The sequence below is a fragment of the Mucilaginibacter sp. P4_E8 genome, assembly GCF_056401495.1.
Window position 1 is genome coordinate 96,084 of sequence record NZ_JBFUJG010000010.1, and the last position, 13,784, is coordinate 109,867.

General features: G+C 42.4%; 11 protein-coding genes. 4 read left to right on the top strand and 7 right to left on the bottom strand.

Annotated features, from left to right (window positions below; genetic code table 11):
* Positions 1 to 88: 88 nt before the first annotated feature.
* Together AC1DRQ_RS06675 and AC1DRQ_RS06680 are read right to left on the bottom strand one after the other, a co-directional pair.
* Entirely contained in the window at positions 89 to 622 is a 534-nt protein-coding gene (locus AC1DRQ_RS06675) for a GNAT family N-acetyltransferase (RefSeq protein WP_477423075.1), read from the bottom strand.
* 18 nt (positions 623 to 640) lie between these two features.
* Entirely contained in the window at positions 641 to 1,843 is a 1,203-nt protein-coding gene (locus AC1DRQ_RS06680; RefSeq protein WP_477423077.1) for a cation:proton antiporter domain-containing protein, read from the bottom strand.
* Between the two features lie 243 nt (positions 1,844 to 2,086).
* Between AC1DRQ_RS06680 and AC1DRQ_RS06685 the strand changes: the two genes are divergently transcribed.
* The 3 genes from AC1DRQ_RS06685 to AC1DRQ_RS06695 all read left to right on the top strand — a co-directional run bounded on the left by AC1DRQ_RS06685 (position 2,087) and on the right by AC1DRQ_RS06695 (position 6,299).
* Positions 2,087 to 4,504, top strand: coding sequence for a TonB-dependent receptor (locus AC1DRQ_RS06685; RefSeq protein ID WP_477423079.1), 2,418 nt, complete (start codon positions 2,087 to 2,089; stop codon positions 4,502 to 4,504).
* Between the two features lie 184 nt (positions 4,505 to 4,688).
* Positions 4,689 to 5,756 (top strand): NADPH dehydrogenase NamA, encoded by a 1,068-nt coding sequence (gene namA, locus AC1DRQ_RS06690; protein ID WP_477423081.1) that lies wholly within the window; start codon positions 4,689 to 4,691, stop codon positions 5,754 to 5,756.
* Positions 5,757 to 5,879: 123 nt separating this feature from the next.
* Entirely contained in the window at positions 5,880 to 6,299 is a 420-nt protein-coding gene (locus AC1DRQ_RS06695; RefSeq protein WP_429398521.1) for an OsmC family protein, read from the top strand.
* A gap of 323 nt (positions 6,300 to 6,622) precedes the next feature.
* On the opposite strand, the gene AC1DRQ_RS06700 is transcribed toward AC1DRQ_RS06695, so the two are convergent.
* The 3 genes from AC1DRQ_RS06700 to AC1DRQ_RS06710 all read right to left on the bottom strand — a co-directional run bounded on the left by AC1DRQ_RS06700 (position 6,623) and on the right by AC1DRQ_RS06710 (position 9,943).
* Positions 6,623 to 7,030, bottom strand: a complete 408-nt coding sequence (locus tag AC1DRQ_RS06700) for a hypothetical protein (protein ID WP_477423082.1) — start codon at positions 7,028 to 7,030, stop codon at positions 6,623 to 6,625.
* 83 nt (positions 7,031 to 7,113) lie between these two features.
* A complete protein-coding gene (dacB, locus tag AC1DRQ_RS06705) occupies positions 7,114 to 8,526 on the bottom strand; it encodes a D-alanyl-D-alanine carboxypeptidase/D-alanyl-D-alanine endopeptidase (RefSeq protein WP_477423083.1) in 1,413 nt (470 codons plus the stop codon).
* Positions 8,504 to 9,943 carry an APC family permease gene (locus AC1DRQ_RS06710; protein WP_477423085.1) on the bottom strand — a complete coding sequence of 480 codons (1,440 nt, stop codon included), beginning with the start codon at positions 9,941 to 9,943 and terminating at the stop codon, positions 8,504 to 8,506. The genes dacB and AC1DRQ_RS06710 overlap by 23 nt, the downstream gene beginning before the upstream one ends.
* Before the next feature lie 184 nt (positions 9,944 to 10,127).
* Here AC1DRQ_RS06710 and AC1DRQ_RS06715 point away from each other — a divergent pair, with 184 nt between their 5' ends.
* A complete protein-coding gene (locus tag AC1DRQ_RS06715; RefSeq protein WP_477423086.1) occupies positions 10,128 to 12,368 on the top strand; it encodes a sodium-translocating pyrophosphatase in 2,241 nt (746 codons plus the stop codon).
* 71 nt (positions 12,369 to 12,439) lie between these two features.
* On the opposite strand, the gene AC1DRQ_RS06720 is transcribed toward AC1DRQ_RS06715, so the two are convergent.
* Together AC1DRQ_RS06720 and AC1DRQ_RS06725 are read right to left on the bottom strand one after the other, a co-directional pair.
* Positions 12,440 to 12,805, bottom strand: a complete 366-nt coding sequence (locus AC1DRQ_RS06720; RefSeq protein WP_477423088.1) for a hypothetical protein — start codon at positions 12,803 to 12,805, stop codon at positions 12,440 to 12,442.
* A gap of 90 nt (positions 12,806 to 12,895) precedes the next feature.
* A complete protein-coding gene (locus AC1DRQ_RS06725; RefSeq protein WP_477423090.1) occupies positions 12,896 to 13,387 on the bottom strand; it encodes a CHRD domain-containing protein in 492 nt (163 codons plus the stop codon).
* Positions 13,388 to 13,784: the final 397 nt, after the last annotated feature.

Here is a 13,784-nt window from a genome sequence, read left to right on the forward strand (position 1 = left end):
CAAATGTAGGGTGATACCACACGCTATAAAACCCGGAACTTGCTCTGTTTAGCCTGTTTGTATGCGTAAATATAGGCTTATTGCTGTACTATAAAACCTTGTACATCTTAACAATAGGCAGTATCTCGCCATTAGGCATAGGCTGGGTTATATGCTCAACCGCATGGTAACCCATAGCCTTGTAAAGTGGTACGCCGGGTAGCGTGGCACCCAACTGAAAGCTTTTAAATCCATTACTTTGCGCCGCGTTCTCACATACCGAAATAATGTGCCGACCTATGCCCCGCCTTGCATAATCAGGATGAACAAAAAAAGCACGGATCCTTGCGGCATCATGTTCAGGGTTAAGCAATGGGTCTTCTACCGCTTTATGCTGATCGCCGCCGTAAAGGGTATTGCGCTTGCTCCAACCGCCGCAGCCAACTATTATCCCGTCAATCTCGGCTACATAATAGGTACCGTCAATAAGGAGCTGCGTGTCTACACCAAAAATATATTTGATGGCGCTTTCAATCTGGTTAGGTGTATTATAATCAGTACTCAATCCACGAACCGATAATTCGATCAATTGCTGTAATACCGGTATATCATTAAATGTGGCGAGGCGTGTAGTAATGGTCATTGTTGCAATATATATTTATCAAACATCCTGAAATTCCTGATTGTGGCTGGCTACATGTCGTTTGGTTACTAACAAACCCAGGCTCATGATAATACTTGTCCCCAACACTACTACAAACAGTAAGCTGGCACCAACCTGGGGAATCCTTAAATTGGGTGGCAGGTTATAATATAGCAATACATTGATCAATCCGCGAGGAACAATAACCAGCTCAGGCATCAGATCGGTTTTTGAGGCCAGTTTAATGTATAAAAACCGCACTATATAAATAGATAGCAAAATGGCTCCGGCACCTAACAAAACAGGGATATCATTAAGCTCACCTATATTCATGGTGTACCCAAAAACAATAAAAAAGAAAGTGCGCATTAAAAAAGCGCTTTCGGCCGAAAGCTGGTGCAGCTGCTTAATATCATGCTGAAAGGTTGGATATATAAACCATTTCCTGAACCAGGCCAAATGGATCTGGTTGGCATTGTTAAGGAATAGTCCCAGCGCCAGCACAATGATCAATGCCGATAAATGGTATGACTGGCCAATGGAATAAACCAATATCAGCAACGATATAATAAGGAATGATTTGATATGATGTTTTAAGCGCCCTATTACATAAAGCAGCAGTAAACACGATATAATGGCTACCAGTATAATGCCGCCCAGCTCGCCCCCTAACTTGGCAAATGACACCACATCAATTTGCGGGTTCCTCACAATAAAATTAAACAGCACTACCGTAAGGATATCCGAAAACGAAGACTCATAAATAATAAACTCCTTTTTACTTTTGATCAGGTTAGATGCTGATGGGATAGCTATGGCCGAACTCACCACACAGTAAGGGATAGCGTTTACAAAACACTTGTAAAAACTCTCGCCGGTGAGGTAATATATAATAAAGGTGATGGCAAACGCGCTAATCAACATGATGCTTAGTGCCGATAAAAATGCCTTTTTAATAACGGCGTTTTTATTGCTGTTATACCGCAACTCAAGCGCACCTTCAAATACGATGAGTATTAAACCAAGTGTACCCAGTGTAGGCAGTATTAACGAAACGTTAAACATGGGCATACCAAAATAGTCGACCACTTGCTTTAAGCCAATGCCCAGCAGCAACAATAAAATAACCGAAGGGATTTTAGTTTTACCAGCCAGCAGATCAAACAGGTATGAAAAAATCACCAGTCCGCTGAGTATAATGAGGGTTGTGTATGTAGTCAAATTAAGGTTAGTTTAAAGGGTTATTTACAAATCAGCCTTAACATCCCGAATCTAAGTATTGTTTTACAGTTATATGTGGTTTAAAGGTAAAAGGATATTATATTGACGTATACAGGATGGTTTAATATGGCTTAATAAAACATCTGAATAGTTTCGGTCATCTAAATCAGATAATCTCTCTTCACAATTTCCTATTTGCCATATCTTTACTTATCATTAACAAATTTTTAAGCCTGTTATAATTTGAAATTTGTTTCTACCTTAATACTTTTCGCTGTAATTCACAGTGGCCTGTCAGCGCAAATAAAACTTACCGGAACGGTAAATGATGCATCAAAACACGCTTTAGCTTATGCCGGGGTAAGTCTGCTCAACATCAACAACAATAAAAATCAATCCCTGCAAACTGATGAAGCGGGTGGCTTTACTTTTAATTACCTGCATAGCGGCCAATACCAACTCACAGTTGCATTTACCGGCTACGAAAAATACCAATCCCTGCTTTCCATTACCAAAGACACTATCGTAAACATCAGCCTGCAGGCATCAAGCACCCAATTGAACGAGGTAGTGGTTACAGCAAATAAAGCCACTATCGAAAACAACCAGGAAAAACTGGTCTACAACGTATCTGCCAGCATTACGGCTACAGGCAGTGACGCCCTTACAGCTATTAGCAAGGTTCCGGGCATAAAGGTAAATGGAGACGAGATCAGTATAGTGGGCAAAGGCGCGGTGAAGGTGATGGTTAACGACCGCATTGTTCAGCTCGCGGGCACTGATCTGGTTAGGTATTTAAAGTCGCTGTCGGCCAATCAGGTCTCCAAAATAGAGCTGATCAAAAACCCATCTGCCAACTACGATGCCGATGGGAATGCCGGCTTAATAAACATCACTACCAAACATAGCAGTAAACAAGGTTTTTCGGGCAATGTACAATTGAGCGACAAGCAGTGGCTGCACAGCCCGGCCAACGTTTTTGGTACCAGCAATTACTGGCTGGCCAGCGGCAGCGCCAACCTCAATTATAATGCAGGCAAATGGTCGGCCTACAGCAGCGTAAATATTGATCATGATCACGAACTGGAAGGCTTTGAAACCGATGTTTTTTACCCTAAACAAAGTTGGCTGCAAACCGATACGGGCAATTACCGCCTTCATAATTTTAACATCATAGCCGGGGTTGATTATAAAGTTAGTCCAAAAACCACCATAGGCATTTCCTATTTAGGCGGAAATAATGTTTACGATGGATCGGACCATGTGAATAATCCCATCTATAACAGCAACGGCGGCCTTGATTCTACATTAAGAACTTATGCCACTTACCATCCGGTGGCCATCAGTAATTCGGGCAATGCACATGCGATCATCAACTTTGATACAACAGGCAAAAAACTAATCCTGAATGCCGACTATTTTAATTATAACCGCAACGACCGGTCTGATTTTGAAAGTAATAGCTATTTACCCAGCGGACAGGTTATCCCCGAAAATAATACCCGATTTTTTGATACCAATAAGCAACTTATTAAAGTATACACCTTTAAAGCCGATGCGGAGATCCCTACTCCATTCGCTAAATTCTCTTTCGGGGGCAAGCTTAGTTTTATCAATAATTATAGCAACGCTTTTTATTATGATAAGAATATCAACGATAAACTCACTTACAATACCAACCTGAGCAATGAGTTCAGGTATATTGAAAACACCCAATCGTTGTACATAAACCTCAATAAAGAAAAGGATAAATGGAAATACCAGGCCGGTTTACGCGCCGAATACACCGAAACCAAAGGTACTTCCTATACCTTAAATCAAACCAATACCAATAAATATCTAAAGCTGTTCCCGTCCGCGCAAATATCTTATCAGGCTGATACGGCTAACGGTTTCGCGTTTAGCTTTGGCCGCAGAATCAACCGCCCTACCTTCTGGAATCTGAACCCCTTTAAATCACTATTCACGGCTTATAGCTATGGCGAGGGGAACCCCTTCCTGCAACCTGAATATAACAGCAATTTTGAGCTATCGCATACATACAAAAACATGCTTACCTCGGCCTTGTTCTTAAACATTACCGATAATGGCTTTTACAATGTGACCGTAGCCAGCGCCGATACCAACCTGGTTTATACTATCCCGTTAAATTTTATCAAAACTTACCGGGTGGGTATTTCCGAGAATTTATCGCTCCACCTGTTTCCCTGGTTGGATAATAATAACCAGTTTACTTTTTATCATACCGATGCACATTCCAATATCCCGTATATTAAAAGCATAAGTGGTTATGGTGCATATGTGGCCACCAACAATACCATGTATTTTAATGCGGATAAAACATTTGCTGCAGCAGTGAATTTCTGGTACCAGTTTCCCGAGGTTGATCATATTGGCCGCTCAAATGCTTATTACAAATTAGATGTTGGTTTTACCGCCCTGGCCATGAAAAAGAAACTGAACATCACCCTAAACCTCAATGATGCATTCAGGAGCAGTGCATCGGCGGTAAGTACCACGGTGAATGGCATCAACGGCAAGTTCACCAACTTTCAGCTCAACAGGTTTGTACAACTGGGCTTAAGCTATCGCTTTGGTAAAGAAACCAGCACCGAAAAACGCGACACCGGTAACGAAGATGAACGTGGGCGAATACATTAAAACTTAAAGCTGAAAGCATTAGGCTTAAAGCTTTTTATTACGCACATACAGAGCTTTCAGCTTTTATTATGAACTTATAGTGCTTTTAGCCTTCGACTTTCAGCTTCTTTTTGCTTCTTTAAGTTTTACAAAACAGTGAGGTAGTTAACGCTGTTAGTTACCATATTTACAAAAAGAATAAACTATGGCACATCTATTTTCGCCTTTAAAAATAAAGAACATTGAATTAAAAAACCGCATCGCTGTATCGCCAATGTGCGAGTATTCCAGTGAAGATGGCTTTGCTAACGACTGGCACCTGGTACACCTGGGTAGTAAAGCGGTTGGCGGAGCTGGGTTAATTATTACCGAAGCTACCGCGGTATCAGCCGAGGGTCGCATTTCCTTTGCTGACCTGGGTATTTATCATGACGAACATATCCCCAAATTAAAGCAGATCACGGATTTTATTCACTCGCACGGAACCATTGCGGGTGTACAACTGGCACATGCCGGCCGCAAAGCCAGCCATGCCGAACCCTGGAATGGTGGTAAACAAATACCATCTGATCAAAAGAACGGGTGGAAGGCATTAGCCCCAAGCGCTATTCCGTTCGGAGAAAATGAGGAAGCACCGCTTGAACTGGATAAAGCTGGTATTGAAAAAATAAAGGCCGATTTTAAGGCTGCTGCAAAAAGGGCCATAGCTGCCGGGTTTAAAGTGATTGAGCTGCATGGCGCCCATGGTTATTTGCTGCATGAGTTTCTTTCGCCGGTAAGTAATAAACGTACCGATGAATACGGCGGCTCATTTGAGAACCGCATACGTTTTATGCTGGAGGTTGTTGCGGCTGTACGGGAAGTTTGGCCAGTGGAAAATCCCTTGTTTGTACGTATTTCGGCAACAGAGTGGACAGAAGGTGGATGGACCGCCGATGATTCTGTAGCGCTGGCAAAAATATTGAAAGATAAAGGGGTTGACCTGCTTGATTGCTCAAGCGGCGGAAATGTTGCCAATGCTAAGATACCGTTAAAACCAGGTTATCAAGTTGAATTTGCAGAGAAAGTTAAAAAAGAAAGTGGTATACTTACAGGTGCGGTGGGCTTAATAACAACAGCGTTTCAGGCCAATGAAATTATACAGGAAGGTGAAGCCGATGTTGTATTTTTAGCCCGCGAAATGTTACGCGACCCGCATTTTCCGCTACGCGCCGCGCACGAACTGGGCCACGAAATAAATTGGCCTGTACAATATGAACGGGCGAAGTGGTAATTTTAGAGAAAAGATAAAGGACAGTTAGAGAAAAGACAAATGATAAAGAGATTATCAGCTGTTATAAACCACTAACTTTACTATTAACCAACAATAACAAATAACATCACAAAAACCAAACTTATGAAACGTACAGCAAATGCCCATTGGAATGGCACATTACAAGCAGGTCAGGGAGAAATAACCACCCAAAGCACTGTATTAAACAAAACACAGTATTCATTTAAAACCCGTTTTGCCGATGGCATAGGTACCAACCCCGAAGAGTTGCTTGCCGCAGCACATGCAGGTTGCTTTACCATGGCCGTTGGCGCTGCTTTAACCCAGGCAGGTTTTACTCCTAATGACTTAACCACTGATGCTATATTAGATCTGGATATGGTAGCCCTTAGTGTTACAGGCATCCACCTGGAACTTAAAGGAGCAACCATCGACGGTGTAAGCGAAGCTCAATTTAAAGAAATTGCCGAGGGCGCCAAAGCCAATTGCATTATATCAAAAGCGTTGAGCGTACCTATTACTTTGAACGTTACTTACGCTTAAATTTTAGCTTTTATAATATTGTAAAAAGGGGCAGATCGATTGATTTGTCCCTTTTTATTGGGGTGATGCAACAAGATAAATAGTCTCTCGCACGGCTCTGTTTGAAGAATAAAAGGAAAGCGCTTAGGCTCGGTGCGATTCCTTCCCTGGGGAAGGGGAGGAAGGGGTTTAGTAAGCATGCCAGTTTGTATCGCTTGTATAAACCCCTCCCTGCCATTACACAATCCACCTCACCCCTCCCAAGGGAGGGAATATATACTGCGATTACAATCTTCCGAACAATTGTGACCCAGAGTCGAGCGACCGCGGGTTTCTTTCTATCTTTATTTCTGTATAAACCTAAGCAGATCCTGTGGGGTTTGGTAAGTAATGCTTTTATAATTCAGCACTTTAACACCTACGCATAGTGTATCAATAGTGTTATTGATATGGGTGATATATATTTTACCTCTTACATCGGGTTTATAGCCGTCTTCTGCCATCTTCATGTTATTCAGTATGTGCATTAAGCTGTCAATAGCTTTGGGTTGGGTTAAGATTTTAACTTTACTTTCGGGGAAATAGTAATCAAATTTATCACAGTCAATACTAATGATGGTTTCACGGCCCAGTTCAGTGAATTTTAACTTTACACTTTTTACAGCTTCGGCGCCGTTGCCGGCTTTATTCCCTTTGCAGGCAAACAAGGCCGACGTCATCAGCAGGATTATTACAACGCTTAATTTTTTCATGATCAACTACTTATACTGGCATATAAACTTACAAAGTTTTACAGAATATGTGAGAGGAAGTCAAAAGTTCCCCCTTCAGGGGGTTAGGGGGCCTTCAGCACATCCAGCACCCTGAACATTTTTTCCTTAATGCCCCTGCTTGATCCGCTAAAGTTGTTCACCATGATAGAGAAGCAAAGTTCCCTGCCGTTGCGAGTTTGGAAACCGGCATAACAAAGCACATTGTTGATGCTACCGCTTTTCATTTTCATGTTATTATACACCGGCAGGCTTTCATAAAAATCAGCAAACCAGCTTTCCTTTTTTGCCGATTGCAGGATTCTGGCCATAGTATTGGTGGTTACTCTGTCGCCTGGCGAAAGGCCGCTGCCGTCATAAGTATTAATGGTATTGGGATCGATGCCGCGGGCCTTCCAAAATTTCTGAACCTCCTCAACACCGTTTACAGTGGTAGGTTTACGGCCTTGTTTCCAGGCTATGGTTTTAAGCAATTGCTCGGCATACAGGTTTACGCTCTTTTGGTTAAGCCAGTAAATGATCCTGCTCAATGGCGGCGACTGAATGCTGGTTAAACTTTTTGTGGCTTGTGGCAAGGGCAATCCCTTAGCTGTCAAAGTAGCGGCAGATTCCGGACCGTTGCTGGTGGTAATCCCTAATTTTTTTAAAGTATCAGCCAAACGCAGGGCGGCGTCATAAGCGGCATCGGGTACAGCGGCGGATATGCTTTTTTTATCCTGATCAATGGCGTAGCTGCCCCGAAGGTACATCATTGTACTGCCAACAGGTAAAAAGGCATAAGCATGATCGCCGCTATTGCTTGGGCCGTTCACCAGCTCGCTTTTAAAACTGAGGTATGGCATTAAAGGTACAGTGCGCGATACGCCGATGGGGTTACCCACTACACCGGTACGCAGCTTAATATCAAACTGGTTCTCGCGCCAGCACAAGCCCGATGTTCCGGCGCCATAGTAGTTACCTATATCCTGCCATATCCACCCTTCGGGGATAGATTGTGTGCCGAAAATGCTGTCGTCGCCAATAATACGGCCTTTAATTTTTTTAATACCGGCTTTTTGCAACGCATCGGTCATTAAGGCCAGTACATGGGCTTCTTTGGTTTGCTCATACCGCCAGCTGCCCAGGGTGGGGTCGCCGGCACCCTTAATAATTACGTCGCCGTTCAGGGTGCCGTCGGCTGCTATATCACCAACATAACCAAGCTGCGTCTGGTATTTAAAATCGGCACCTAAAACATAAAACGCGGTGATGCTGGTAATGGTTTTTAAGGTTGATGCAGTAGCCAGTCCCATGTTAGGATTGGCGGCAAACACCTGTTCGCCGGTTTTAGCATCAAGCACGGTTAATGATACTGATGCATAATTGCACTGGCTATCGGCCTGTAACCTGTTAAAAGCTGCTGATAATTTTTGCTGAAGATCCTGGGCATAAACCTGCCCGCTAATTATAAATAAACTAACTATCAGTAACCGTTTCATCCTCATGCTTTACGTTCCGTTGCGATATATAATATATAGGGATACCGATAAGTACAATTAATAAGCCATATAATGCAAAATCGCGTTTATAGGCAAACAGCAATATGCAAAAGGCTACGCCCATCAAAATATACAATGCGGGTAAAACGGGGTAGCCAATAGCCCTGTAAGGGCGCTCGGCGTTAGGGTGTTTAGCCCTTAAAATGAATATGCCTAATATGGTTAATACATAAAATACTACCACTACAAATGATATCATATCTAACAGATCGCCATAACGACCACTTAAACATAGTAATGAAGCTACCAAACATTGTATCCACAAGCCAAACTGTGGTACGCCAAACTTATTCAGTGTACTGGTACGTTTAAAAAACAGGCCATCCTTAGCCATAGTATAATAAACACGTGCACCTGATAGTATCAATCCATTGTTACAGCCAAAAGTTGATATCATGATCATAACCGCTATAACGTAAGTACCTATATTACCAAAAATAACGTGCGAAGCAGCAACGGCTACCCTATCCTTATCGGCAACAGAAATTTCATGTAATGAAAGCACACCTGTATAAACCACGTTGGCCAGCACATAAATAATTGTAACAATGATGGTACCGAACATCATGCTGAGCGCCACATCGCGTTTTGGGTTCTTCATTTCGCCGGCAACAAAGGTTACACTGTTCCAGGCATCGCTGCTGAAGATGGAGCCTACCATAGCGGCAGCAATAGCTCCCAAAGCGGTACCTACAGTTAAGTTAGTGATAGTACCATCCTTGTTCAGGTTATGTAAATCCCAGGCATTTGTCCAGTTGGCATGCCATATATCGCCTTTGAAGGCCAAAAACCCAAAACCTATCAATCCAAAAAGACTAATCAGCTTGGTCATGGTGAAAGTGGTTTGTATCAGCTTACCGCCTTTAACACCACGGGTATTTACAAACGTGAGTATAATGATCAAAATGATTGATACCACCTGCGCCGCGCTGATGGTAAAAAACTTGTCGTGCCCGGCTGCGTCAAGCCCGGTTTTAAGCTTAAACAGTATATTTTCTTCACTAAAAGGGTGTATTATATATGCTGTAAATTTAGAGAATGCCACCCCTACAGCGGCGATAGTTCCCGTTTGGATCACCGCGAAGAAACTCCAGCCATATAAAAAAGCAATGAGCTTATTGTAGGCTTCCTTTAAGTAAACATACTGTCCGCCTGCTTTGGGATACATCCCGCTTAGCTCACCGTAGCTTAATGCAGCAGTTAAGGTCATGAAACCGGTTATTACCCAAATGGCAATTAGCCAACCTGCTGAGCCTACATTACGTATAATATCTGCGCTTACAATAAATATACCCGACCCTATCATAGAGCCTGCTACCAACATAGTACCATCGAGCAAGCCCAGCTCGTGTTTCATTTTTGGTTGACCGGAGTTTTTTGCCATAAAGTTATTCAGGGTTTAAACCCCTAAACTATTCAAAAAACTTTATAATTGGCAGGCTATTGTAAAGAAATAAAATTACTATTTTGCAAGCACCAATTATTATATCTGTTACCTTATAACATAGAACTGAACTACTTTATAAACCAAATTTGTGAACATGGATTTTTTGAACGATTACTTAATCTATCTGATCCCGGTATTTGGCCTTATTGGAATAGCCGTAATGGCTATTAAGGCCGCCTGGGTTACTAAACAAGATCCCGGCGATGGCGACATGGTCAAGCTGGCCGGTTACATTGCCGATGGGGCAATGGCTTTTTTACGTGCTGAGTGGAAGGTACTCGGTGGATTTGTATTTATAGCTGGACTATTACTGGCCTGGAGTGGCACTACGGTAGCCACATCAAGCCCGATTATTGCGGTATCGTTTGTAATAGGCGCTTTTTTATCGGCTTTTGCCGGTTACCTGGGCATGCGTATTGCCACCAAAGCCAACGTGCGTACCACGCAGGCGGCACGTACCAGTTTGGCGCAAGCGCTAAAAGTATCATTTACCGGTGGTACTGTAATGGGACTGGGCGTTGCGGGTTTGGCCATTATTGGTTTAGGCTCGTTATTCATTGTTTTTTACACCGTTTATGTTAAAAATACAGGAGGCACCGTAAATGGCGAGGCTATGGCCAAAGCGCTTGATGTTTTAGCAGGATTTTCATTGGGTGCCGAATCAATAGCATTATTTGCACGTGTAGGCGGTGGTATTTATACCAAAGCTGCCGACGTAGGCGCCGACCTTGTGGGCAAGGTTGAAGCCGGTATCCCAGAGGATGATGTGCGTAACCCCGCAACCATTGCCGATAACGTAGGCGATAATGTTGGTGATGTTGCAGGTATGGGTGCCGATTTATTCGGATCGTACGTGGCTACTATGCTGGCTACCATGGTGCTGGGCCGCGAAATTGTATCACATGACAATTTTGGTGGTATAGCACCTATATTGTTACCTATGGTTATTGCAGGTTTAGGCCTGGTATTTTCTATTGTTGGTACATCATTCGTAAAAATTAAAAACGAGACAGACAGCGTACAAAAAGCGCTGAACATAGGTAACTGGGCATCCATCATATTAACTGCCATCGCTACTTATTTTGTAGTACAGTGGATGTTGCCAAATGACAGTTTCCACATGGTGCGTGATGAGGATGCAAACCATGTCATAAAGGCTGGTATAATTCCATTCACAAAAAATGGTGTTTTCATGTCGATAGTTGTAGGACTGATAGTAGGTACTTTAATGTCTATCATTACCGAGTACTATACCGCAATGGGTAAACGCCCGGTGCTGAGCATCATCCGCCAATCGTCAACCGGGCATGCTACCAATATTATTGGCGGCCTGGCTGTAGGTATGGAATCAACCGTGTTGCCTATCCTGGTTTTAGCATCGGGCATTTATGGGTCATACCATTTTGCTGGGTTATATGGGGTTGCTATCGCGGCAGCTGGTATGATGGCCACTACGGCTATGCAATTAGCCATTGACGCTTTCGGACCAATTGCCGATAACGCAGGTGGGATTGCTGAAATGAGCCGCCTGCCCGAGGAAGTACGTCACCGTACAGACAATTTAGATGCCGTAGGTAACACTACTGCTGCTACAGGCAAGGGTTTTGCTATTGCTTCGGCAGCGTTGACCTCATTGGCCTTATTCGCGGCATTTGTGGGTGTGGCAGGTATTGAGCATATTGATATTTACAAGGCTGATGTTTTAGCCGGTTTATTTGTGGGCGGGATGATCCCTTTTATCTTTTCGGCATTGTGTATCTCGGCAGTGGGCCGTGCGGCTATGGCCATGGTTGAGGAAGTAAGGCGCCAGTTCCGCGAAATACCGGGCATTATGGAATATAAAGCCAAACCAGAGTATGAAAAATGCGTGGCCATATCAACCAAAGCATCCATCCGCGAAATGGTTGCTCCGGGCTTAATTGCTTTGATCACCCCAATCATTATCGGTTTTGCATTCGGTCCCGAAGTGTTGGGTGGTTTGCTGGCCGGTGTTACGGTATCGGGCGTGCTGATGGGAATTTTCCAGAGCAATGCTGGTGGTGCATGGGATAATGCCAAAAAATCATTTGAAAAAGGGGTTGAAATAAATGGCGAAATGCATTACAAAAAATCAGACCCGCATAAAGCATCTGTAACCGGCGATACTGTGGGAGATCCGTTCAAGGATACCTCAGGCCCGTCAATGAATATTTTGATCAAGCTGATGTCAATCGTTTCATTGGTTATTGCACCGCATCTGAATTATCAGGTACAAAACAATCCACGGATACAAAGACAATTGCAGAAGCAATCCATGAACACCCATGTAGTGATCAAGGCTGATAAGAAAGTGTAATTTATTTGAATTTATAAAGAAAAAGCCGCCTGATGAGGGCGGCTTTTTCATGTTTGAATAAATCATCAACTTTAACTTCTAAGATAATTCAGATACTCATCCTGTATAATTCCAACTGAAACAAATCTTTGAATTGAGGCAAAGTATTTAATTACAGCAAATTTTAATACCTCATCAATAGTATCAAATGTATTTATAACTCCAAAAGGTTCATCGGGATCTACTAAAGAGAACTCATATATATCAAAGAAATCTTCACTTCCTTCATCAAAGGATTCGAAATAACTGATACTATACCTTAAGTCCTTCTCCTGATCAATTCTTATCCATCTTAAAACCACATAATCATGATGTTTAAAAGAGGGTAACCATTGTTCAATATATTTACCCGATCGTAAATTTGCAGTAAGCTGCTCTTCAGTTAAATACTTTCCCATTCTCTAATATTTATCAATAAATATATCTTATAATCTGTTAACAAAAAAAGCCCGTGTTTCCACAGGCTACTTAACTAACTATTAACAAAACTAAAACTTAATATTCGCTCTTAATTCTCCGCCTGTTACCGTTGTGCTATGGATGTTCATATACCATTTGCCGGCCAATAGCTGATTTACTTCGGCATCAGTAAGCGCGCGGGTGGTTCCAGAAAACTTACCGGAATTGCCTGTTGAAAAACCTTCCAGTTCAACAACTATGGGCGAACTCTTGGTATCAGAACCATCTTCGGCACCATGAAAGTGCATATCTGTTGTTGTTGCGGTGGGTAATCCAAGCTGCCATGCAACATTATAAGTTATGGTTTTTGCAGTTGGATCAAATGAGATTTGACCTGTTCCGGTACCCGTACTGTTGTTTGCGGGGATCTCGTTAGCTCCGGAAAACGTGATTGAAGTTGTTTTTAATGGCGCTGTTTCAGCTGTTTCATTCTTGTCCTTTTTACAGGCCGGGAATAAAAAAAGAACCATAAGCAATGCTGCAGCTGCTGCAGAAACTCTGTTTAAATTGATGTTTTTCATAGGTAGATGATAAATAAAGTGTATATAATTATGAGGTTATAGGAGTTGATGTATTACAGTCATTATTTTGAGATTGGTCATTAACATAAAAACTGAAATTTTAAATATGCTTTTCATTGCTTTTTGATTGTGTTTAAAATCATGCAACAAAGTAAAGCAACAATCCACATGAGGGATATCACCTAAGATGGGGATAGGGAATAACTGAAATTAGTAGCAGACAGGCCGTTAATTGATAAAGGTTATTGCCTTTTATGTGGCAAACAAGAATTATGATGCTATAAAAACGCGGTAACAGATGCTATAAGCAAAACAACCTTCCCGTTTTTGCCACCCTTTTCAGTATATAATTACCTTAAAAGCAATAGTGTTACCCAAACACTGCTTTTTATCGGCT

Excerpts from the sequence above, each read along its gene's own strand:
- AC1DRQ_RS06710 (WP_477423085.1), bottom strand. The coding sequence starts at position 9,943 with ATGAAACACGAGCTGGGCTTGCTCGATGGTACTATGTTGGTAGCAGGC.
- AC1DRQ_RS06700 (WP_477423082.1), bottom strand. The coding sequence starts at position 7,030 with ATGAAAAAATTAAGCGTTGTAATAATCCTGCTGATGACGTCGGCCTTG.
- AC1DRQ_RS06715 (WP_477423086.1), top strand. The coding sequence starts at position 10,128 with ATGGATTTTTTGAACGATTACTTAATCTATCTGATCCCGGTATTTGGC.
- AC1DRQ_RS06695 (WP_429398521.1), top strand. The coding sequence starts at position 5,880 with ATGAAACGTACAGCAAATGCCCATTGGAATGGCACATTACAAGCAGGT.
- namA (WP_477423081.1), top strand. The coding sequence starts at position 4,689 with ATGGCACATCTATTTTCGCCTTTAAAAATAAAGAACATTGAATTAAAA.
- AC1DRQ_RS06720 (WP_477423088.1), bottom strand. The coding sequence starts at position 12,805 with ATGGGAAAGTATTTAACTGAAGAGCAGCTTACTGCAAATTTACGATCG.
- AC1DRQ_RS06675 (WP_477423075.1), bottom strand. The coding sequence starts at position 622 with ATGACCATTACTACACGCCTCGCCACATTTAATGATATACCGGTATTA.
- AC1DRQ_RS06725 (WP_477423090.1), bottom strand. The coding sequence starts at position 13,387 with ATGAAAAACATCAATTTAAACAGAGTTTCTGCAGCAGCTGCAGCATTG.
- dacB (WP_477423083.1), bottom strand. The coding sequence starts at position 8,526 with ATGAAACGGTTACTGATAGTTAGTTTATTTATAATTAGCGGGCAGGTT.